Annotated in this window: 21 protein-coding genes and 1 riboswitch; of the genes, 8 read left to right on the plus strand and 13 right to left on the minus strand. The window is 75.2% G+C overall.

The annotated features are described in order from the left end of the window. The first annotated feature begins 15 nt into the window (after positions 1-15). The 3 genes from ACI79P_RS11850 (at position 16) to ACI79P_RS11860 (ending at position 2,679) form a co-directional block, all read left to right on the plus strand. On the plus strand, positions 16-198 hold the full coding sequence (locus ACI79P_RS11850) for a PspC domain-containing protein (protein WP_456581244.1): 183 nt from the start codon (positions 16-18) through the stop codon (positions 196-198). Positions 199-262: 64 nt separating this feature from the next. Then, complete coding sequence (locus ACI79P_RS11855; RefSeq protein ID WP_456581245.1) at positions 263-1,039, plus strand: cyclase family protein; 777 nt, start codon at positions 263-265, stop codon at positions 1,037-1,039. Then, a complete protein-coding gene (locus tag ACI79P_RS11860) occupies positions 1,036-2,679 on the plus strand; it encodes a thiamine pyrophosphate-binding protein (RefSeq protein WP_456581246.1) in 1,644 nt (547 codons plus the stop codon). The genes ACI79P_RS11855 and ACI79P_RS11860 overlap by 4 nt, the downstream gene beginning before the upstream one ends. A gap of 12 nt (positions 2,680-2,691) precedes the next feature. On the opposite strand, the gene ACI79P_RS11865 is transcribed toward ACI79P_RS11860, so the two are convergent. The 3 genes from ACI79P_RS11865 to ACI79P_RS11875 are packed head-to-tail and all read right to left on the minus strand — an operon-like array spanning position 2,692 to position 4,022. Next, the gene (locus ACI79P_RS11865; RefSeq protein ID WP_456581247.1) at positions 2,692-3,054 is read right to left on the minus strand and encodes a DUF1330 domain-containing protein; all 363 of its coding nucleotides are present in this window, start codon (positions 3,052-3,054) and stop codon (positions 2,692-2,694) included. 33 nt (positions 3,055-3,087) lie between these two features. Then, positions 3,088-3,873, minus strand: coding sequence for an SDR family oxidoreductase (locus ACI79P_RS11870; RefSeq protein ID WP_456581248.1), 786 nt, complete (start codon positions 3,871-3,873; stop codon positions 3,088-3,090). A gap of 11 nt (positions 3,874-3,884) precedes the next feature. Further along, positions 3,885-4,022 (minus strand): hypothetical protein, encoded by a 138-nt coding sequence (locus ACI79P_RS11875; protein WP_456581249.1) that lies wholly within the window; start codon positions 4,020-4,022, stop codon positions 3,885-3,887. A gap of 96 nt (positions 4,023-4,118) precedes the next feature. Between ACI79P_RS11875 and ACI79P_RS11880 the strand changes: the two genes are divergently transcribed. Beyond that, entirely contained in the window at positions 4,119-4,991 is an 873-nt protein-coding gene (locus tag ACI79P_RS11880) for an alpha/beta fold hydrolase (protein ID WP_456581250.1), read from the plus strand. Positions 4,992-4,997: 6 nt separating this feature from the next. Here ACI79P_RS11880 and ACI79P_RS11885 read toward each other — a convergent pair whose 3' ends face one another. The 6 genes from ACI79P_RS11885 to ACI79P_RS11910 all read right to left on the minus strand — a co-directional run bounded on the left by ACI79P_RS11885 (position 4,998) and on the right by ACI79P_RS11910 (position 10,451). Then, positions 4,998-6,617 (minus strand): peptide chain release factor 3, encoded by a 1,620-nt coding sequence (locus tag ACI79P_RS11885; protein ID WP_456581251.1) that lies wholly within the window; start codon positions 6,615-6,617, stop codon positions 4,998-5,000. A gap of 216 nt (positions 6,618-6,833) precedes the next feature. Then, positions 6,834-8,402, minus strand: a complete 1,569-nt coding sequence (locus ACI79P_RS11890) for a polyamine aminopropyltransferase (protein WP_456581252.1) — start codon at positions 8,400-8,402, stop codon at positions 6,834-6,836. A 4-nt stretch (positions 8,403-8,406) separates the two neighbouring features. Further along, a complete protein-coding gene (locus ACI79P_RS11895; protein ID WP_456581253.1) occupies positions 8,407-8,871 on the minus strand; it encodes a DUF350 domain-containing protein in 465 nt (154 codons plus the stop codon). Between the two features lie 58 nt (positions 8,872-8,929). After that, positions 8,930-9,334, minus strand: a complete 405-nt coding sequence (locus tag ACI79P_RS11900; protein ID WP_456581254.1) for a DUF4247 domain-containing protein — start codon at positions 9,332-9,334, stop codon at positions 8,930-8,932. Next, complete coding sequence (locus ACI79P_RS11905) at positions 9,331-9,840, minus strand: DUF2617 family protein (protein ID WP_456581255.1); 510 nt, start codon at positions 9,838-9,840, stop codon at positions 9,331-9,333. Before ACI79P_RS11905 ends, ACI79P_RS11900 begins: the two co-directional genes overlap by 4 nt. Continuing rightward, on the minus strand, positions 9,837-10,451 hold the full coding sequence (locus tag ACI79P_RS11910) for a DUF4178 domain-containing protein (RefSeq protein WP_456581256.1): 615 nt from the start codon (positions 10,449-10,451) through the stop codon (positions 9,837-9,839). The genes ACI79P_RS11905 and ACI79P_RS11910 overlap by 4 nt, the downstream gene beginning before the upstream one ends. 190 nt (positions 10,452-10,641) lie before the next feature. Here ACI79P_RS11910 and ACI79P_RS11915 point away from each other — a divergent pair, with 190 nt between their 5' ends. Both ACI79P_RS11915 and ACI79P_RS11920 read left to right on the plus strand, forming a co-directional pair. Further along, positions 10,642-12,027: a cytochrome ubiquinol oxidase subunit I gene (locus ACI79P_RS11915; protein ID WP_456581257.1), complete on the plus strand. Its 1,386-nt coding sequence runs from the start codon at positions 10,642-10,644 to the stop codon at positions 12,025-12,027. Then, positions 12,024-13,103, plus strand: a complete 1,080-nt coding sequence (locus ACI79P_RS11920) for a cytochrome d ubiquinol oxidase subunit II (protein ID WP_456581258.1) — start codon at positions 12,024-12,026, stop codon at positions 13,101-13,103. Before ACI79P_RS11915 ends, ACI79P_RS11920 begins: the two co-directional genes overlap by 4 nt. Before the next feature lie 10 nt (positions 13,104-13,113). Here the strand turns inward: ACI79P_RS11920 and ACI79P_RS11925 are convergent, their stop codons facing one another. Then, on the minus strand, positions 13,114-13,875 hold the full coding sequence (locus ACI79P_RS11925) for a DivIVA domain-containing protein (RefSeq protein WP_456581259.1): 762 nt from the start codon (positions 13,873-13,875) through the stop codon (positions 13,114-13,116). Then, positions 13,872-15,011: a globin domain-containing protein gene (locus tag ACI79P_RS11930; protein ID WP_456581260.1), complete on the minus strand. Its 1,140-nt coding sequence runs from the start codon at positions 15,009-15,011 to the stop codon at positions 13,872-13,874. Before ACI79P_RS11930 ends, ACI79P_RS11925 begins: the two co-directional genes overlap by 4 nt. Before the next feature lie 251 nt (positions 15,012-15,262). On the opposite strand from ACI79P_RS11930, the gene ACI79P_RS11935 reads away from it, so the two are divergent. Then, entirely contained in the window at positions 15,263-16,252 is a 990-nt protein-coding gene (locus tag ACI79P_RS11935) for an ATP-binding cassette domain-containing protein (RefSeq protein ID WP_456581261.1), read from the plus strand. After that, positions 16,249-17,076, plus strand: a complete 828-nt coding sequence (locus tag ACI79P_RS11940) for an ABC transporter permease (RefSeq protein ID WP_456581262.1) — start codon at positions 16,249-16,251, stop codon at positions 17,074-17,076. The genes ACI79P_RS11935 and ACI79P_RS11940 overlap by 4 nt, the downstream gene beginning before the upstream one ends. Before the next feature lie 3 nt (positions 17,077-17,079). Here ACI79P_RS11940 and ACI79P_RS11945 read toward each other — a convergent pair whose 3' ends face one another. Together ACI79P_RS11945 and ACI79P_RS11950 are read right to left on the minus strand one after the other, a co-directional pair. Then, complete coding sequence (locus tag ACI79P_RS11945) at positions 17,080-18,309, minus strand: MFS transporter (protein ID WP_456581263.1); 1,230 nt, start codon at positions 18,307-18,309, stop codon at positions 17,080-17,082. Between the two features lie 85 nt (positions 18,310-18,394). After that, positions 18,395-19,510: a C40 family peptidase gene (locus ACI79P_RS11950; RefSeq protein ID WP_456581264.1), complete on the minus strand. Its 1,116-nt coding sequence runs from the start codon at positions 19,508-19,510 to the stop codon at positions 18,395-18,397. 14 nt (positions 19,511-19,524) lie between these two features. Next, positions 19,525-19,679: riboswitch (cyclic di-AMP (ydaO/yuaA leader) on the minus strand. Positions 19,680-19,999: the final 320 nt, after the last annotated feature.

Raw genomic sequence — 19,999 nt, forward strand, 5'->3', positions numbered from 1 at the left:
GGGTAGGGGCACCAGATGACGAGACCGCTGGTCAGACCACGTGGACGCAAGATGATCGCCGGGGTGTGCGCCGGCCTCGCCCAGCGCTTCGGCCTCTCGACGGGCCTGGTGCGCATCGCATTCGTGCTGTTCGGGCTCTTCGGCGTCGGGGAGATCGTCTACATCGCGCTCTGGATCATGATGCCCAAGGAGCGCTGAGCACCGCGTCCGCGGGGCTGTGGTTGGCTGTCCGCCGAGCCGCCGGCCCCACGGAGGAACCGCGATGTCGATCCTGTCCACCCTCGCCGAGGCGCTGGTCAGCGCGCGGGTCGAGGTCGTCGACCTCACCGCGCCCCTGTCGGCGGAGACGCCGGTCATCCAGCTGCCCGAGCAGTTCGCGCAGACGGCGCGCTTCGAGCTCGAGGAGCTCAGCCGGTACGACGACCGGGGCCCGGCCTGGTACTGGAACAACTTCCGCACCGGCGAGCACACCGGCACGCACTTCGACGCCCCGAACCACTGGGTCACCGGCCGGGACGGCGACGACGTCGCCTCGGTGCCGGCGGCGCGGCTGATCGCCCCCGCCGTCGTCCTCGACTTCTCCGCGCAGGCCGCCGCCGACCCCGACTTCCTGCTCGAGGTGCAGCACGTCCGCGCGTGGGAGGCCGAGCACGGGCCGCTGCCCGAGGGCGGGTGGCTGCTCTTCCGCACCGGCTGGGACGCCCGGTCGGCCTCCCAGCAGGAGTTCATCAACGCCGACGACACGGGCCCGCACACCCCCGGGCTCTCCGTGGAGTGCGCGCGCTGGCTGGCCGAGGAGTCGCCGGTGCTCGGGCTGGGCGTGGAGACCGTGGGCACCGACGCCGGGGCCGCGCACTCCTTCGACCCGCCCTTCCCCTGCCACGCCGCCCTGATGGGCAGCGGCAAGTACGGCCTCACCCAGTTGCAGAACCTCGCGCTGCTCCCGCCCACCGGGGCACTCCTCGTGGCGGCGCCGCTGCCGATCGTCTCCGGGTCCGGTTCGCCGTCGCGGGTGCTGGCGCTGGTCGAGCGGGGATGAGCGGCGCGGCCGGGCGGACCGTCGCGCAGGCGGTGGGGGAGACCCTCGTCGCCCGCGGGGCCGATGCGGTGTTCGGCGTCGTCGGCTCGGGCAACTTCGTGGCCACCAACGCGATGGTCGCCGCCGGAGCCCGGTACGTCGCCGCACGGCACGAGGGCGGCGCGGCCACGATGGCCGACGCCCACGCACGGGTGAGCGGCCGGCCGGCCGTGCTGAGCCTGCACCAGGGGTGCGGGCTCACCAACGCGCTCACCGGCATCACCGAGGCGGCCAAGAGCCGGACCCCGCTGGTGGTGCTGACCGCCGAGGCGAGCTCGCCGCGGTCCAACTTCGCCGTCGACCAGGCGGCGCTCGCCACCGCGGTCGGCGCCGTCCCGGTGCGGGTGACCTCCGCGGAGGACGCCGTCGCGGTGGCCGCCGCCGCCATCGACACCGCCCGGCTGGAGCGGCGCACGGTCGTGCTCAACCTGCCGCTGGACGTGCAGGGCCTCCCCGCCGGGGCCGGCACGCCGCCGGCCGCGCCGGCGCCGTCGCCCGCCCTACCGGACGACGGGGAGGTGGCGCGACTGGCCGCGGCGCTGGGCGCCGCCCGCCGGCCGGTGTTCGTGGCCGGCCGCGGCGCCCGGGCCGCCCGCCCGGCGCTGGAGGCCCTCGCCGACCGCTGCGGCGCCCTGCTGGCGACGTCGGCGGTGGCGAAGGGCCTGTTCCGGGGCAGCCCGTGGGACCTCGACGTCTCCGGTGGTTTCGCGACGCCGCTGGCCGCGGAGCTGATCTCCGGCGCCGACCTGGTCGTGGGCTGGGGCTGCCAGCTCAACATGTGGACGATGCGGCACGGCCGGCTGATCGCCGACGACGCCGTCGTGGTCCAGGTCGACGACGACCCGTCGGCGATCGGGGCCCAGCGCGAGGTCGCGCTCGGCGTGGTCGGCGACGTGCGCGCGACGGCGGAGGCGGTCGCCGCGCTGCTGGCCGACCCCGGGCACGCCGCCTACCGCACGCCCGAGGTGCGGGCGGCGATCACCGCCCGCGGGCGCTGGCGGGACGAGCCGTTCCCGGACGGGGGCGGCGGGCGCATCGACCCCCGCGCGCTGACCGCCGCCCTGGACGACCTGCTGCCCGCCCAGCGGATCATCGCGGTCGACTCGGGCAACTTCATGGGCTGCCCGAGCATGTTCCTCGACGTCCCCGACGAGCAGGGCTTCTGCTTCACCCAGGCGTTCCAGTCCGTCGGCCTGGGGCTGGCGACGGCGATCGGCGCGGCGCTGGCCCGGCCCGACCGGCTCCCGGTGGCCGCGCTCGGCGACGGCGGCGCGCTCATGGGGGCCGCCGAGCTCGAGACCGTCGTCCGGCTGGGCCTGCCGATGGTCGTGGTGGTCTACGACGACGCCGGCTACGGGGCCGAGGTGCATCACTTCGGCCCCGACGGGCACCCGCTGGAGATCGTCCGGTTCCCCGAGACCGATTTCGCGGCGATCGCCCGCGGCCACGGCTACGACGCCGTCACCGTGCGGCGGCCCGCCGACCTGGACGGCGTCGCCACCTGGCTCGCCGGGCCCCGGTCGGCGCCGCTGCTCGTGGACGCCAAGGTCACCCGCGACCAGCCCTCCTGGTGGCTGGAGGAGGCCTTCCGCGGCCACTGAGGCCGCGGCCGGCTACCAGGCCGTGGTGGCCTGGAGGACCGCGTCGGTCAGCGCGCGGGTGCGCAGGCCGGTCACCTGCTGGTACTCGGGGTCGGCGACCATGCGGCTGAACGCCTCGCGCGAGGGGTAGCGGACCAGCAGCACCGCGTCCCAGTCCTGCCCGTCCTCGGCCACCAGCGGCGTGGACCCGTCGCCGGCGTAGAGGACCTCGCCGCCGTACCGGGGGAGGAACGTGCTGTCCAGCGCCTCGGCGTACTGCGCGTACAGCTCCCGCCCGCCCTCGGCGAACCGGAGCAGGTTGAGCATCACGACGGGCCCGCCCGGGTCCTCCTGCAGGTAGCGCTTCAGGTCCGCACCGCGTGGATCGATCGCCATGCCCGGCAAGCTACCGGTCCGGTCCTGACGCGCTCAGGGCCAGCCCTGCTCGTGCAACGGGGTGACCGTCACCTGGTTGAGCACCAGCTCACCCGGTGCTCGCACCAGCCACGACACCAGTTCGGCGACCCGCTCGGGCGGGAGCGCTTCCCGCGGGTCGGGAGCGTCCCCGGTGGCGGCCGCCCGGCGCGATCCCGGGTCCCAGACGCCCCACGACGTCGCCATCGCCCCCGGGTAGAGGACGCACGCCCGGATCCCGTGCGCACGCCCCTCGGCCGCGAGCGCCTGGGTGAACCCGGTGAGGGCAAACTTCGACGCGGAGTAGGCCGCGGCGTCGGCCCAGCCGCGGAGGCCGGCGACCGAGGAGACGTTGACGATGGTCCCGCCGCCGGCGCTCCGCATGTGAGGGAACACCGCCCGGCTCAGCACGAACGGGGCGCGCAGGTTCACGGCGAGGACGCGGTCCCAGTCCTCCACCGTGGTCGTCTCGACCGGTCCGGGCGCGTCGGTGGCCGCAGCGTTGACGAGGACGGCGACCTGCCCCCACGCACCCACCACCTCCTCGACGGCGGTCCGGGTCGCCGCCGCGTCGGCGAGGTCGACGACGAACGGCAGCGCCGTCCCGGCGGACCGCTCGACCTCCGCGGCCACGGCCGCGAGGTCCTCCGCCCCCCGGGCGAGGAGAGCGACGCGGTGACCGTCAGTGGCCAGCCGGAGGGCGACGGCCCGGCCCAGCCCGCTGCTCGCGCCGGTGACGACCGCCACCGGGCGGCGGTCGGCAGCGGCGTCCGCCGGGTGCCGACCGGGAGGTCCGTCCACGGCGCGGGCGCTCAGCACTGCCTCGCCGCATCGAGCAGCCGGTCGAGGACCGGGCCCGGGCCCTGCGCCCGGACGTACGCGTCGACGACGCCGACCACCCGGTCACGAACCGACCACAGCACGGCGGGTGCAGGTCCGGCGGTGCGCATCTCCTCGCCATACCCGTGACCGGTGGCGCGACACGGCACCGAACACGAGGTCTACGGCTGCCGGGTGAGGAGTGGCGCTCCGGGTAGGGGTGCGACATGCCTCTGGTACCTGAGCCGCGTGAGGGCAGACTCCGGCTCCGCGACGGCCGCACCCTCGCCTGGGCCGAGCACGGCGACCCCGCGGGCCGGCCGGTCCTGGGCTGCCACGGGTCGCCCAGCTCGCGGCTCGAGCAGCACGTCGAGGACCCGGAGGACTACCGCCGGTGGGGGGTGCGGTTCATCGTCCCCGACCGGCCCGGCTTCGGGCGCTCGGACCCGCACCCCGGGCGCCGGGTCATGGACTGGCCCGACGACGTCGCCCAGCTGCTGGACCACCTGGGCGTCCACCGGTGCGCGGTGCTCAGCCTCTCCGGCGGCGCCGCCTACGCGCTGGCCTGCGCGCACGCCCTCGGGGAGCGGGTGACGACCGTGGGCATCCTCGGCGGCGCGCCCCCGCCGGACGTGCCGTGGCCCTGGCCGCGCTGGGTGCCGGGGCAGCTGCGCGTGGCGCTGCACCGCCCGGGCCGGCTGGCGACGGTGCTGCGGCCGGCGCTCGCGCCGATCGGGCTGCGGCCGGCGATGATCCCCCGCTACCTGCAGCTGCGGCTCAACGCGGCCGACCGGCGGGTGATCGGGCGCCCCGCGGTCCGGCGGATCCTCGCCGACACCTTCACCGAGGGGCTGCGCAACGGCACCGCGGTGCTGGCCGAGGACCGCGCCCTGCTCTTCCGGCCGTGGGGGTTCCCGCTGTCGGAGGTCGGCCAGCAGGTGCACATCTGGCACGGCACGCAGGACTGGCAGGTGCCCGTCGTGCTCGGCCAGGTGCTGAGCGCGATGCTGCCTCGGTGCTCGGCGCACTGGCTGCCCGGGGAGGGCCACTTCCTCGTGTTCGACCACGCGGAGGAGGTGTACGGGGCGCTCCGGCCCTGACGCGCGTCAGGCCAGCTGGGCGGCGACCAGTGGTTCGAGGGTCGCCCGCGGGTGCCGCTGCTGCAGGATCCGCAGCGCCCACTTGTCGGGGAAGAGCGCCAGCAGCTCGCCGCTGGGCCGCCGCACCACCTCGACCCCGCCCGAGGAGGCGATCATCGGCAGCGATTCCTCGTCGGTGCGCATGGCCAGGCTGTAGGGCAGCCGGTCCAGCGCGACGGGGGCGTTGAACTCGTGCTCCATGCGGTGCGTGGCCACCTCGAACTGCATCGGCCCGACGACGGCCAGCACGGGTGAGCCGTCCCCGCGGCGGTCCGAGCGGAGCACCTGGACGACGCCTTCGGAGTCCAGCTGCTCGATACCCTTGCGGAACTGCTTGTGCTTGGCGGTGTCCCGGCTGCGGACGACGGCGAAGTGCTCCGGGGCGAAGGTGGTCAGCGGCGGGAAGGCGACCGGCCGCTCGGTGTACAGGGTGTCGCCGACGCCCAGCGCGGAGGCGTTGACCAGGCCGACGACGTCCCCGGGGTAGGCGACGTCGACGCTCTCCCGCTCCCGACCGAACACCTGCTGGGCGTACTTGGTGGCGAACGGCCGGCCGGTGCGGCCGTGGGTGACGACCATGCCGCGCTCGAAGACGCCGGAGCAAATGCGGATGTAGGCGAGCCGGTCGCGGTGCGCGGCGTCCATGCCCGACTGCACCTTGAACACGAAGGCGCTGAACGGCTCCTCCAGGTCGCGGACCGCGCCGTCGGCGTCGGAGCGCCCGGTCGGGGGCGGTGCGAGGTCCACCAGCGTGTCCAGAAGCGCCCCCACCCCGAAGTTGGAGACGGCGGAGGCGAACAGCACCGGCGTGGTGACCCCGCCGAGGAAGGACTCCTGGTCGTGCTCGGCGCCGGTGGCCTCGAGCAGCTCGGCCTCCTCCACGGCCTGGGCCCAGACCTCGCCCTCCCGCTCGGTGGCCTCCGCCGCGGTCAGCAGCTCCTCGGGGGCGATCGTGGCGCCGCCGGCGGTGCGGGTGAACCGGCGGAAGATGCCGTCGCGGCGGTCCAGGACGCCGCGGAAGTCACCGGCGATGCCCACCGGCCAGGTCAGCGGGGTGGGGGTCAGCCCGGTGCGCTCGGCGATCTCGTCCATCAGCTCCAGGGCGTCCTTGCCCGGGCGGTCCCACTTGTTGATGACGGTGACGATCGGGATGCCGCGGTGCTTGCAGACCGCGAACAGCTTCATCGTCTGGGTCTCCAGGCCCTTGGCGGCGTCGACCAGCATCACGGCGGCGTCGACGGCGGTGAGCACCCGGTAGGTGTCCTCGGAGAAGTCGGCGTGCCCGGGGGTGTCGAGCAGGTTGATCACCGCGTCCCGGTAGGAGAACTGCAGCGCCGCGGAGGTGATGGAGATGCCGCGGGCGCGCTCCATGTCCATCCAGTCCGACACCGTGCCCCGGCGGCCGGCCTTGCCGTGCACCGCGCCGGCCTGGCCGATCACCCGGGCGTGCAGCGCCAGGGCCTCGGTGAGGGTGGACTTGCCGGCGTCGGGGTGGCTGATGACGGCGAAGGTGCGCCGCCGGGCGGCCTCGGCCACCGCTGCCCGGCCGGTGCGTTCCGCGTCGCCGGCGGGGTGGGCGGCACTCACGGTGGTTCTCCTCGGTGTCCGTGGGCGCGCAGGTCCTTCGGACGGCGGCCCGGGGGTGCTCCGGGACACCGGGCGGGGGAGGGGCCAGCGGTCAGCGGGCCGGCCGGCGGCGTCCGAGCACCCCAACGCTACAGGCGTCAGCCGACGGTCTCACTGGTCGGCTTCCGGCCCCGCTCCGCTCCTCGCTCGTTCCTCGCTGCGATGCTCACGGCACCGTCAGCCGATGTAGCCACCGCGCATGTCCTCGACGACGAGCGGCCGGTCCAGGGTCGAGGGCTCCAGCCGCTGCCGCGGCCGGTCGGCGGGGAACACCCCGGCGGCCGCCAGCACCGCCTCGTCCAGGAACCGGGTCGACGGCACGGCAGGGGAGAGGGCCAGCGGCGGGGGCTCCTGCCCGTGCCCGGCCAGCGCGAACCCCCAGTCGCCGAAGCTGGGCACGTGGACGTGGTACGGGGTGGCCGCCAGCCCCGCCGCCTCCAGCGTGGAGACGGTCCGCCAGTAGGCGTCCGGGGTCGAGTAGGGGCTCCCGGCCTGCACCGTGAGCAGCCCGCCGGGCGCGAGCGCGGTGGCCACCAGGCCGTAGAACTCGACGGAGTACAGCCGCCCGAGCACCGGGGTGTCGGGGTCGGGCATGTCCACGACCACCGCGTCGAAGCCGGTCGCCGCCGGGGAGCGCAGCCAGCGGAACGCGTCGTCGACGACTACCCGCACCCGGGGGTCGTCGAGCGCGCCGGCGTTCAGCCCGGCCAGCCGGGTGCGCGCCAGTGCCACCACGTCGGGGTCGAGCTCCACCTGGACCACCTCCCGCACCGAGGGGTGCCGGAGCACCTCCCGGGCGGCGAGGCCGTCCCCGCCGCCGAGGACCAGCACCCGGCGGGGGTCGCGCGCGAGCGCCGGGTGCACCAGCGACTCGGTGTAGCGGTGCTCGTCGCGGCTGGAGAACTGCAGGTCGCCGTCCAGGTACAGGCGCAGGTCGCCGGAGCGCTCGGTCAGCACGATCTCCTGGTAACGGGAGCGCTCGGCGGCCACCACGGGGTCCGCGTAGAGCCGCTGCCGGGCCGTCGTCTCGATGTCGCGCGCCTGCACGAGCAGGACGCCGAGCAGCAGCGCCGCCGCGAGGAGCGCCCCGCCGGCGGCCCGCCGGGCCCGGCGGCTCATCTGCCGCCGCAGCAGCAGGCCGCAGACCACCGCCGCGGCGAGCAGGTTGACCAGACCGGTGAGGGCCGCGCCGCGCACCTGGCCGGCCAGCGGCAGGAGCAGGAAGGGCCACACCAGCCCGCCGAGCAGCGCTCCGGCGTAGTCGGCGGCGTTGAGGTCGGCGAGGACCTTGCCGCTGCCCTCGGCGTCGATGCCCTCCCTTCCGGTCTGCAGCAGGGTCATCAGCAGCGGCACCTCGGCGCCGACCAGGATGCCGAGGACGGCCGTCGCGGCGAGCAGCACGGCGGTGCTGGTGCCGTAGAAGGAGAACGAGACGTAGAGCGTCACCGCGCTCAGGCCCCCGGCGACGCCGAGCAGGATCTCGACCGCGACGAAGGTGGTCGCCGCGTGCGGGAGGAACGGCTTGACCAGCAGGGCCCCGGCGCCGAGCGCGGCCACGAACCCGGCGACGATCAGCGAGGTCTGGGTGATGCCGCCGCCGACCAGGCTCGCCGACAGGGTCAGCAGCACCAGCTCGTAGACCAGCCCGCAGGCGGCGCAGACGGCGACGGCGGCCAGCAGCAGCGGACGCGAGCGCACCCGTTCCCGGCTCGCACCCGGTGCCACCTCGGGCGCGGACGTGGTCACGGCGTCACGACAGCGCGGCGGCGTTCACCGCGCCGATCGCGACCAGGCTGACGCCGATCGCCCACGCCGAGCCGCGCATCTGCGGCTCGTTGACCAGGTCGCGCAGGTGCTCGGGGACCACCGCGTCCAGCAGCCGCAGGGCCACGGCCTGGAGCACCACGCCGAGCAGGCCGTAGACGGCGGTGTCGACCAGGCCCTGCCCGAGGCTGTCGGCGCTGGTCATGATCGCCGTGACCACGATGATCGCCAGAGCCAGGTGGTTGGCGGCCAGCAGGATCGCGGCGTTGGGGTTGTGGTCGGTGTAGACCTGGGTGCGCAGGTTGCCGGGCGTGATCAGGTCGAGCGCGAGGAAGCCGACGGCGAGCACGCCGAAGCCGATGGCGAACCACAGCAGCGTCGCCAGGACGCCGTCCACCAACGCCCCGCCCTCGACGGTGCCGAACTCGAGGGCCTGCCAGGTCGTGGTCACGTCGGGAACTCTCCTGGGATCGGGACAGGGGTCGGGGAGGAAGCGGGGGAGCGGCGGGTCACTTCACGTCGCCCGGACCCCCGCCGCCCCCGGTGCCGGCGGGCGAGCCGGGGCGGAAGCCGGGCCCGAGGAAGGCGAAGAAGCCGCTGCGGTAGCGGCCGTCGAGGTCCTCCACGCGCACCGTGCTGCCGTCGGGCGCCGCGGTCACGACGACGATGTCGTCGTCGTAGCGCAGGTACTCGCTGCCGCCGTCGGCCTGCCGCTCGGCGGGCTGGACGGCGTCGACGATGGCCGCCGTCGTGGTGCCCACCGGGTCGGGGGAGGCGTAGACCGAGGTGTCGTCGACGACCTCGGTGCGTTCGTAGGTCTCGTCCAGGAAGTCGCGCACGCGCGTCCCGCTGCCGCACCCGGCGAGCAGGACGGCGGCCAGCACCACGGCGGCCAGCCGGCGGAGGGTGCTCACGGGGCCCACCTCGTCCGGGTCGTGACGACCTCGCCGGTGTCCCCGGCCGGGTAGAGGTGCCAGGTCTGCCAGGCCCAGCCGCCGGCGGGCAGCGCCTGCGCCGTCATGGCGGTCAGCGCGTCGGCCGCCCCGGGGAAGGCGCCGCAGAGCCACGCCGGGTCGTCGGCGGCCAGGGCCCGCAGCCGGGCGGCGGTCGCGTCGAGCTCGCCCCGCGTCGTGGCGGTGGTCGCCGAGGTGAAGTCGTAGCCGCCCGCGCGCAGGCCGGCGGGCAGCGGGCGGCCCCCGGCGCCGACGGCGTCGCAGGAGACCTCCTCGGTCAGCCGGTGCCCGCCCGTCTCCGCACACACCACGTGGGAGGCGCCGAGCACGCCCAGGGTGACCACCGCCCCCGGGCGGCCTTCGAGGCGCAGCCGCGCCAGCGGAGCGGGGGCCGGCCCGTCGAGCAGCAGCCCGAGCGCTCCGGCGGAGACGTCGCGCGGGGCGACGTCGAGCTGGTGCAGGCTCATGTCCCGGGCGTCCGGTGGTAGACGGTGAGCTCACCGCGGCTCACGGCGCGCCCGGTCGAGACCTCCCAGGACTGGGTGGGGGCCCAGCGCTCGAAGGCGAGCAGCCCGGTCTTGTCCGCCGTCGCGTAGTCGGCGTACTCGACGGTGCCGCTGGGCGGGGTGCCGGTGGTGCCCTCCGCCGTGTAGCTGGCCCGGCCGCGCTCGATCTGCCGGTGCACCCGGTCGTCGAGGATCACGTCGCCGTCGGGGGTCAGGTTCGTGCCCTCACGGCGCATCCACAGCGTCAACTCGAGGTCGCCCTCGTCGTCCTCCACGGTGAGCCAGCGGCGGCCGGTCGACCCGTCGAGCAGGTGCTCGCGCCAGGTCATCCCGCCCTCCTCCAGCACGATCGTGCCGCGGACGACGTGGTCGACGCCGGCGTAGGTGATCACGTCGCCCACCCCGATGGCGTGCGGGTCGTAGACGTCGGGCTCGTCGGCCAGCGGGTCGACCCGGGGGCGCGGGGCGGCGGCCCGGGCCAGGTTGCGCCGGCGGAGCACCAGCACGACCACGGCCAGCACCGCGAGGGCCACGAGGACGACCACCAGCAGGACGAGGAGGACGTCGGACATCGGGTGGCCTCCTGGGGGGGTCGGCGGCTGCCGCTGGAAACCTACCGCGCCCGGGCCGTCGGGCCCGGTGCCGATCGCGCAACACGGCAGCGGGTCCGGGTTTCGGTCGCGGCGGACCGGGAAGAGCGGCCGGGACGTGGCGATGGCCCCAGCCCCGGGTTGCGCCGCCGACAGCGCTCCGGAGACGCCCATGACCGGCTTCGACCTGCTCGCCGACGCCGCCGAGAACCTCTTTCCGGCGCGGATGCAGATGGCGCTCTCGCTCGGGTGGCACATCATCTTCGCCTGCTTCGGCATCGCCTTCCCCCTGATGACGGTGTTCACCGAGTGGCGCGGACACCGGCGGGGGGACGCCGAGCTGACCCGGCTGGCGCACACCTGGGCGAAGGCGATGGGGGTGCTCTTCGCGGCGGGGGCGGTCTCGGGCACCCTGCTCTCGTTCGAGCTCGGCATCCTCTGGCCGGGCCTCATGGACCGCTTCGGCGAGGTGTTCGGCTTCCCCTTCGTGCTGGAGGGCTTCGCCTTCTTCATCGAGGCGATCTTCGTCGGGGTCTACCTCTTCGGCTGGAACCGGCTCTCGCCGCGGGCGCACATGCTCAGCGCGATCCCGATGATCGTCTCCGGGATGGCCGGCGCCTTCTTCGTCGTCGCCGCCAACGCCTGGATGAACAACCCCACGGGCTTCGACCTGGCCGAGGACGGGTCGGTGGTCAACCCCCGGCCGTGGGCGGCGATGTTCAGCGAGTCCACCTGGCCGCAGGTGACCCACATGCTGCTGGCGGCCTACATGGTCACCGGCTTCACCATCGCGTCGGTGTACGCCGTCGGCATGCTGCGCGGCCGGCGCGACACCTACCACCGCGCGGGGCTGCTGATCCCGCTGACCTTCGCGGCGGTCCTGACCCCGGTGCAGATCGGCGTGGGCGACTGGATCGCCAACGTCGTCGCCGACAACCAGCCGACGAAGCTGGCGGCGATGGAGGCCCAGCAGGAGACGATGGCCGGTGCGCCGCTGTCCGTCGGTGGCTGGTACAGCGACGGCGAGCTGCACTACGCCCTCGAGATCCCGAACGGGCTGTCGCTGCTGGTCCACCACGACCCCGACGGCGTCATCCTGGGCCTGGAGGCGTTCCCCGACGAGCTGATCCCCCCGGTCAACGTGGTGCACCTGGCCTTCGACGTGATGGTCGGCATCGGGTCGGCGCTGCTGCTGCTCGCCGCGTGGTTCGCCTGGGCCTGGTGGCGGCGCCGGGACATCCCGCGCAGCCCGTGGTTCCTGCGGGTGGTGGCGGTCTCCGGGGTGGCCGTGATCGTCGCCATGGAGGCCGGCTGGGTGGTGACCGAGGTCGGCCGCCAGCCGTGGATCGTCTACGGGATCATGCTCACCGAGGAGGCGGTGAGCCCGGCGCCCGGCCTCTACCTCGGCTTCTACGCCGTCGTCGTCATCTACGTGCTCCTCACCGCGCTCACCGTCTTCGTCCTCCGCCGGCTGGCCGGCGCCCCGGGCACCGCGGCCCCGCAGGAGGCGGACGCCCGGCCCCCGGACGCGCACACCGGGGAGGTGGCGGTGAAGTGACCCTGCCCGAGGTCCTGCTGAGCGTGATGTTCGTCGGGCTGCTGGCCTACGCGCTCTTCGGCGGTGCGGACTTCGGCGCCGGCATCTGGGACCTGCTGGCCGGCGGCACGCGGCGCGGCACCCCGCAGCGGGAGCTCATCGAGCGCTCGATCGCCCCGGTGTGGGAGGCGAACCACGTCTGGCTGATCTTCGTGCTGGTCGTGCTGTGGACCGCGTTCCCCGGAGCGTTCGCCGCCGTGGTGACCACCCTCTACATCCCGCTCACCCTCGCCGCGTTCGGGATGATCGCCCGCGGCGCGGCCTTCGCCTTCCGCAAGAGCATCACCACCCTGGGCATGCGCCGGTTCCTCGGCGGCGGGTTCGCGCTCTCGTCCCTGGCCACGCCGTACTTCCTCGGCGCGGTCGTCGGCGGGGTGGCGTCGGGCCGGGTCCCGCCGGGCATCGCCGCCGGCGACGTCGTCACCAGCTGGATCAACCCGACGTCGGCGCTGGGTGGCGTCATGGCGGTGCTGGTCTGCGCCTACCTGGCGGCCGTCTTCCTGTGCGCCGACGCCCGGCGCGAGGGCGCCGAGGACCTGGTCGAGCAGTTCCGGGTGCGGGCGCTGGGGACCGCCGCCGTCACGGGCGCCGCGGGCATCGCCGGGCTGTTCGTGCTCCGGGCCGACGCGCCGGTGCTCTTCGACCGGCTGACCGGCCGGGCCGCCCCCGTGATCGCGGCGTCGGTCGTGGCCGGGGTGGCGGCCCTGGTCCTGCTCTGGACGCGCCGGTTCGTCGCCGCCCGCGCCGCCTCGGGCCTCGCCGTCGCGACCGTCCTGGTGGGCTGGGCGGTGGCGCAGTACCCCTACGTGCTGCTGCCGTACCTGACGATCGAGGAGGCCGCCGGCGGGCGGGCGACGCTGCTCGCGATGCTGGTGGCCCTGATCGCGGGCGGGGTGGTCCTCCTGCCGGCGCTGGTCTACCTCTACTCGCTCTTCCAGCGGCCGGAGCGCGGGCCGGAGCCGGAGCCCGCCGGGAACCGTGCCGGCCCGGCCGCTGCGGGCAGCACCGCCCCGGACCCTCCGCCGGCGGGCCGCTGAGCGTGCTCCGTCAAGAGCCGGCCGAGCGGGCCCCCGCGGGCGCCGGCCGGTTGTCCTCCACGTCGGCGCCGCCCGCGCTGTTGTCGTGGAAGGTCGTCTGCGGGGACCCCGTCGGCCCGGGTCGCCGCCCCGGCCCGGCGGCGGCGGCGAGGGCCTCGGGCGCCAGAGCCGGGTCGACCCGGCCCCACTCGGTCTCGACGTCGGTGAGCAGCGCCTCGAGGTAGGCGCGCAGCTGCGCCCGGCAGGCCTGGGCGAACGCCTTGAGGAAGGCGACCTGCTCCTCGAGCTCGGCGGTGGTGCGCTGCCCGGCGGCGTCGCCGTCGGCACCGGTGGCCACGCTGAGCCGCGCAGCCGCCTCCTGGGCCGCCTGCATGATGGCGCCGGCGTTCTCACGCGCCAGCCGCAGCTGCTCCTCGTACTGGTCGCGCGCCTCGGCGGTCATCTGCCGGCTGAAGTCCTCGGCCTCGGCGACGTACTCGTCGGCCGTCTGCTGGGCGCTGGCGAGGATCTTCACCGCCTGCTCGCTGGGCGGCTCGGGCACCGTGATGCCCGACAGGCGCTGCTGCAGCTCGGCCACCTGGCGCTGCAGGTCGTCGCGCTCGCCGGCGAGGCTGCGCACCTCTGCGGCCACCATCTCCCGGAAGCGGTCGACCTCGGACTGGTCGTAGCCGGGGTGCAGCATCGTGCCGGCGGTGAAGCGGGCACCCCGGATCTGCTCCGGCGTGAGCCGCCGCGCACCCCCTCCGGTCCCGGACGTCTCGGTGGTGGTCATTCGGTCACCTTCCCCTCGGCACTGGGCCCCGGTCGGCTGGGGGCGAACACCTCGCTGCGCACCCGTTCCCGTGGCACGCCGTGCCGCAGGAGGCCCTCGACGGTCGCCTCCACCATGGGCGCCGGGCCGGCCACGTACACCTCCCGGCTGAGCCACGGCCCCTGCCGGAGGACGACGTCACCGACGTCCCCGTGCTCCAGGCCGGACAGGTCGTCGTCGGACACCGCGAAGGTCACGTCGAGCCACGGATGGGCCGCCTGCAGCTCACCGAGGGGTGCGCGGTCGTAGAGCTGGGCCTCGGTGCGGGCTCCGGCGAAGAGGTCGACCCGGCGGGGCGGACCCTGCCGGGCCACCTGGTCGACCAGCGCCTTGAGCGGCGCCAGGCCCATGCCGCCGGCGACGAGCAGCAGGTCGCGGTCGGAGTCCGGGGGCAGCGTCAGCTCGCCGAGCGGGGGGCCGAGGCGCAGCAGGTCGCCCACCTCGGTGCTGCGCACCAGCGCGGTGCTGACCGGGCCGCCGGGCCGGGCCTTGACGTGGAGCTCCAGCGTGCCGTCCTCGCGCGGCGCGTTGGCCGGGGAGTAGTACCGCCACAGCCGGGGACGGCGGTCGATCTCCAGCGACATCGACTGCCCGGCCAGGTAGTTGACCGGCACCTCGGGCCGCACCTGGAGCACCGCGACGTCGACCGCTCGGCGTTCGTGGGCCACCACCTCGGCCCGCCAGGTCGCCGGCTGGTCCGCGGACTCCTCCGCGCCCTGGATCATCACCGAGGCGACGATCTCGTAGGCCTCGGTCCAGGTGCGGGCGCGGTGCTCGTCCCACTCGTCGTCGAAGTGCTCCAGCGTCGCGAGCAGGCTGGGCATCACCGCGGGGTAGTGCGCCGGCAGGGTGCCGAACTTGCGGTGGTCGTGCCCGAGCTGCTTGAGGATCGGCACCAGCGCGTCGAGGTCGTCGACGTGGGACACCACCTCGCCGAGGGCGTGGAAGAACCGGTCGCGCTGGTGGGCCATCGAGACGGGGAACATCGCCCGCGTCTCGGGGTGGCTGAGGAACAGGTGCGAGTAGAAGTACAGCGGTGCCTCGTCGCCGGTGGCGGCCGCCTTGGCGAAGCTGGCCCGCATCGCGGCGATGTCCATCCGTGCGTGCCTCCTCGCGGCGTGTTCCGTCCGACCGGGCGAGCGCGCGCACCGGCTCGGTGCGCGACGACGCCTGCGCGCTCCGCTGGGCCGTTCCCCGGTGCACCCGGCGTCACACGGACCGCGCCGAGGTTTCTGGACACGCCCCAGCGGGCCGGGGGAGAAAACTCGCTCGCCGCCGATGAGCCCGGCGGGGAGAGTCGGTCCACACCACGAGGAATCCGCACGACGCGAACCCGGGTGAGGTACCCATGGCGCTGCACGCACCACTGGCCGTCGAGGCGACGGCCCTGACCAAGTCCTACGGCGCGACGACGGCGGTGAGCGGGCTCGACCTCGCCGTGCCGGCCGGGACGATTTACGGCGTGCTCGGCCCCAACGGGGCGGGCAAGACCACGACCATCCGCATGCTGGCCACGCTCATCCGCCCCGACTCGGGCAGCGCCCGGGTGCTGGGGCACGACGTCGTCGCCGAGGCGGACGCCGTCCGCGGGCTGGTGAGCCTCACCGGGCAGCTGGCCTCGGTCGACGAGGAGCTGACCGGACGCGAGAACCTCGTGCTGCTGGGCCGCCTCCTCGGGCTGTCCCGCCCCGGTGCGCGGGCCCGCGCCGACGAGCTGCTGGAGGCCTTCGGCATCGCCGCCGCCGCCGGGAAGCTCGTCAAGCACTACTCCGGGGGCATGCGGCGCCGCCTGGACATCGCGGCGAGCATCGTGGTCACCCCGCGCTTGATGTTCCTGGACGAGCCGACGACCGGGCTGGACCCGCGGTCGCGCAACCAGGTGTGGGAGATCGCCCGCGCGCTCGTGGCCGGGGGGACGACGATCCTGCTCTGCACCCAGTACCTGGAGGAGGCCGACCAGCTCGCCGACGGGATCGCCGTGATCGACCGGGGGCGGGTGATCGCCGAGGGCACCCCGGCGCAGCTCAAGGCGTCGGTGGGCACCGGCGCCCTGCACGTCCGGCTGCTCGACCCGGCCCGGCGCCCCGACGCGGCCGACGTCCTGGAACGCGCGCTGGGCGCGGTCACCCTGGAGGCCGACCCGGCGGCCCTGTCCGCCGTCTGCCCGGACCCGGCCCGGGCGGCGGCGGGGGTCGCCGAGCTCGCGCGGACCGGCATCGGCCTGGCCCACTTCTCGCTCGACCAGCCCAGCCTGGACGAGGTCTTCCTGGCGCTCACCGGCCGGGGCGCGGAGGAACCGCCCGGCCCCGCACCGACCCTCGAGGAGCAGACGTCATGACCACTGCGACCACGGACGCCGACACCGCGGCGGTGCGCCGGGCGATCGCCGGCACGGAACGCCCGCCACGGCCCGGGGCGCTGCAGACCGCCCTCACCTTCGGCTGGCGCGGCATGCTCAAGGTCAAGCACGTGCCCGAGCAGCTGCTCGACGTCACGGTCACACCGGTGATGTTCCTGCTGATGTTCACCTACCTGTTCGGCGGCGCCATCGCCGGCTCCACCAGCGCCTACCTGGACTACACGCTGCCCGGCCTGCTGGTGATGTCGGTGCTCTTCACCACCGTCTACTCCGGCATCTCGCTGAACACCGACCTGACCAAGGGCGTCGTCGACCGGTTCCGCTCGCTGCCCATCTGGCGGCCGGCCCCGCTGCTCGGGGCGCTGCTCGGCGACAGCGTCCGCTACGTCGTGGCCGGCACGGTGCTCATCGTCGTCGGCGTGCTCCTGGGCTACCGCCCGGACGCCGGGGTGTCCGGAGCCCTGGCGGCGCTGGCGCTCGTGGTGGTGTTCTCCTTCGGGCTGTCGTGGGCGTTCTCGGTGCTCGGCCTGCTGCTGCGCAGCCCGAACGCGGTCATGAACGCGGGCTTCATGGGCATCTTCCCGCTGACCTTCCTGTCCAACGTCTTCGTCGACCCGGCCACCCTCCCCGGGCCGCTGCAGGCGTTCGTCGACGTCAACCCCATCTCGATCCTGGCGACGGCGTGCCGCTCCCTGATGGACGGCACACCGGACGGCGGCGCGATCCTGGTCTCGCTGGCGGTGGCCGCGGCGTTGGCGCTGGTGTTCCTGCCGCTCACGACCCGGCTCTACCGGAGCCGCTGAGGGTCAGGACGCCGGCGCGGCGGCGGGGGCGGGCCGCGGTGCACCTCGGGGGATGGCGAGCCCGCCGACCAGACCGGCGGCGAGCACCGCGGTGCTCACGCCGAAGGCCACCTGGAAGCCGGCGACGTCGGTGAGCCAGCCGGCGACGAGGGGGCCGGCGATCGCGCCGAGGTCCGCCGACATCTGGAACACCGCCACCACCCGGCCGCCCCGCCCGCCGCTGAGGTCGCCGACCAGCGCCGCCGGTGCGCTGGCCAGCAGGGAGGCGCCCAGCCCGAAGACGGCCATGGACAGCAGGAAGGCCCAGATCGCCGGCGGCAGGACGAGCACCGCCATGGCCGCGGTGGCCAGCGCGGCGCCCAGCACCAGCGAGGGCCGTCGTCCCCAGCCGTCGACGAGCCGGCCCGAGCGCAGCAGGCCCAGGGCCTGGGCGAGCGACCCGGCGAGCAGGCCCGCCCCGGCCCAGGCCACCGTGCGCCCCAGCTCCTCGGTGACGTACAGCGGCACGAGCGAGTTGCGGACCCCGAACAGCACCCAGCCGACGCCGAAGTTGGCCACCAGCGCCGCCAGGTAGACGCGGGAGCGCAGCGCGCTGCCGAGCCGGACCGGTCCGGCGTCGAGGTCGGGGCCGGCGACGTCGGCCGCCGTGGGCGCGGCCGGGTCGGGCTCGGCGGTGCGCAGGAGCGCGATGCCGACCGCGCCGGCGACCAGCAGGAAGCCCGCGTAGAGGAAGAAGGGCAGCCGGGGGGAGAGCTCGGCGAGCAGGCCGCCGGCGGCGGGGCCGGCGATCCCGCCGAGGATGAAGCCGCCCTGCCAGGTCGCCGCGGCGCGGCCGCGGTGCGAGGGAGGGGCGACTTGCAGCAGCAGCGACAGCGCCGCCACGGTGAACATGGCGCTGCCGATGCCGCCGGCGGCGCGCAGCCCCAGGAAGACCGGGAAGGACCCCGCGAGCCCGGCGAGCCCGGTGGTGACGGCGACGATCACCAGCCCGGAGGCGAGCACCAGCCGCTCGCCGAAGCGCTCGACCAGGGTGCCGCCGCTGAACGCCGAGACGAAGCGGAAGAAGGCGAAGGCGCTGACGGCCAGGCCGACGGCCGTGGTGCCGACGCCGAAGGAGCGGGCGAACAGCGGGATGGCCGGCGCGACGATGCCGAACCCGAGGGCCACGACGAAGGCGATGACCGCCAGGACCTTGACCTCGCGGGGCAGCCCGCCCCCCGTCCCGACCCGCACGAGGGCTCATGCTCGCACGAGGCCGTGCTGCTGAGCGCCGGACGTGCGGGGCGGCGGTCGCTCCGTACGTCCGGCGCTCAGCGGGTCAGGCGATCCGCCGGGCGAAGGGGGCGTCGCCCATGGAGTGGATCGACGCCACCTTCACCGGCACGCCGGAGGTCGACGCGTGCACCATCTGCCCGTTGCCGATGTACATGCCCACGTGGCTGACCGGCGAGTAGTAGAAGAGCAGGTCGCCGGGCTGCAGCGCCGACAGGGGCACCGAGGTGCCCATCGTCGACTGCATGCGGCTGGAGTGCGGCAGGCTGATGCCGGCGGCCGCGTAGGCGTACTGCATCAGGCCCGAGCAGTCGAAGGCGTTCGGGCCGGCGGCCGCCCACACGTAGGGGTCGCCGATCTGCGCCATGGCCGTGCTCACCGCGGTCTGCGCCGCCCCGCTGCCGCCGGACGGGGCGGGCGGGGGCGGAGCCGGGGCCGCCGGGGCCGGAGCAGCCGCAGCGGGCGCCCCGGGGGCCGGCGCGGCCTGGGCGGCCGGGGCCTGCGCCGCGGCCTCCTCGGCGGCGTGCCGCTCGGCGGCGGCCCGGGAGGCCCGCTGCTCCTCGTCGGTCAGCCGCTCGTACTGGGCCTGGTAGACCGCGATCTGCTCGTCGAGCCGCGCCCGCTGCGCGTCGACGCGGTCGACCTGCTCCTGGGCGGCGGTGGCGGCCTCCTCGGCGGCGGCCCGCGCCCGCTCGGCGTCCTCGCCGGCGCTGCGCGCCTCGCCGAGGACGCCGTTGTTGTGGGCGGCGATGGTGTCGAGCAGCCCCACCCGGTCGACCAGGTCGCTCGCCGACTCGCTGGTCAGCACGGCCTCGAGGGTGCCGAGCCCCTCGCCGGTGTAGGCGCTGCGGGCCACGGTCCGGACGCGGTCCTGCGCCTGGGCGAGCGCGGCCTGCGCAGCGGTGAGCTCCTCGGCCGCCGCGTCGGCGGCCGCCTGCGTGGCCTTGAGCTGCTCGCGGGTCTCGTTGAACCGCTCGGTGAGCACCTCCAGGTCGTGCGCGCGGGCGGCGATGAGCTGCGCGGCCTCCTGGGAGGTGGCCGGCCGCTGGGGGTCGGCGAGTGCGGGGAGGGGCGTCAGGGCGACGCCGCCGGCGGCCACGAGGGCCAGCAGGGCCCGCCGTCCGGTGATGCGCCGGTGGGCAGGGTTGAGCGAACTCGCCATGTTCGGCGGGTGGTCCTTTCTTCCACGGCCGCCTACCGGGTTAGCTGACGGGTTCGGGAGGGAAGTCGCCCGGCGTCCGGCCGGCCCTGCGGGCCGATCGGTCGCTTCACCCCAGGTGGTGCGGTGGGTCCCCGGTCCTGCTGCCGGCGGGTGCCGGCGGATGGTTCGGCGGCGTCCGGACGGCTGTCACCGGTTGAGCGACGGACGGGTCCGTCCGGACGGGCCCACGCTAGGGGGCGATCCGTGGCACCACCATGCCTGGAGACGACTTCGTCGCGGACCATCGCCCTGCGCTCATCGGCTGCTCACAGGACGTGAGCGGCACGCCGCGACACGCCCTCAGCCGGCGGACGTGAGCTGCGCCACCTCGCCGACGACCCAGACCGCCGGGGGGCGGACGGTGTGCTCGGTGAGGGTGGCGGGGAGGCCGGCGAGGGTGGTGCGCAGGGTGCGCTGGGTGGGGGTGGAGCCGTCGGAGACGACGGCGAC

It is taken from the genome of Blastococcus sp. SYSU DS0510, assembly GCF_054050835.1.

Coding starts and splice junctions, on each gene's coding strand:
- ACI79P_RS11850 (WP_456581244.1), top strand. CDS start 16: ATGACGAGACCGCTGGTCAGACCACGTGGACGCAAGATGATCGCCGGG.
- ACI79P_RS11855 (WP_456581245.1), top strand. CDS start 263: ATGTCGATCCTGTCCACCCTCGCCGAGGCGCTGGTCAGCGCGCGGGTC.
- ACI79P_RS11860 (WP_456581246.1), top strand. CDS start 1,036: ATGAGCGGCGCGGCCGGGCGGACCGTCGCGCAGGCGGTGGGGGAGACC.
- ACI79P_RS11865 (WP_456581247.1), bottom strand. CDS start 3,054: ATGGCGATCGATCCACGCGGTGCGGACCTGAAGCGCTACCTGCAGGAG.
- ACI79P_RS11875 (WP_456581249.1), bottom strand. CDS start 4,022: ATGCGCACCGCCGGACCTGCACCCGCCGTGCTGTGGTCGGTTCGTGAC.
- ACI79P_RS11880 (WP_456581250.1), top strand. CDS start 4,119: ATGCCTCTGGTACCTGAGCCGCGTGAGGGCAGACTCCGGCTCCGCGAC.
- ACI79P_RS11905 (WP_456581255.1), bottom strand. CDS start 9,840: ATGAGCCTGCACCAGCTCGACGTCGCCCCGCGCGACGTCTCCGCCGGA.
- ACI79P_RS11910 (WP_456581256.1), bottom strand. CDS start 10,451: ATGTCCGACGTCCTCCTCGTCCTGCTGGTGGTCGTCCTCGTGGCCCTC.
- ACI79P_RS11915 (WP_456581257.1), top strand. CDS start 10,642: ATGACCGGCTTCGACCTGCTCGCCGACGCCGCCGAGAACCTCTTTCCG.
- ACI79P_RS11925 (WP_456581259.1), bottom strand. CDS start 13,875: ATGACCACCACCGAGACGTCCGGGACCGGAGGGGGTGCGCGGCGGCTC.
- ACI79P_RS11930 (WP_456581260.1), bottom strand. CDS start 15,011: ATGGACATCGCCGCGATGCGGGCCAGCTTCGCCAAGGCGGCCGCCACC.
- ACI79P_RS11935 (WP_456581261.1), top strand. CDS start 15,263: ATGGCGCTGCACGCACCACTGGCCGTCGAGGCGACGGCCCTGACCAAG.
- ACI79P_RS11940 (WP_456581262.1), top strand. CDS start 16,249: ATGACCACTGCGACCACGGACGCCGACACCGCGGCGGTGCGCCGGGCG.
- ACI79P_RS11950 (WP_456581264.1), bottom strand. CDS start 19,510: ATGGCGAGTTCGCTCAACCCTGCCCACCGGCGCATCACCGGACGGCGG.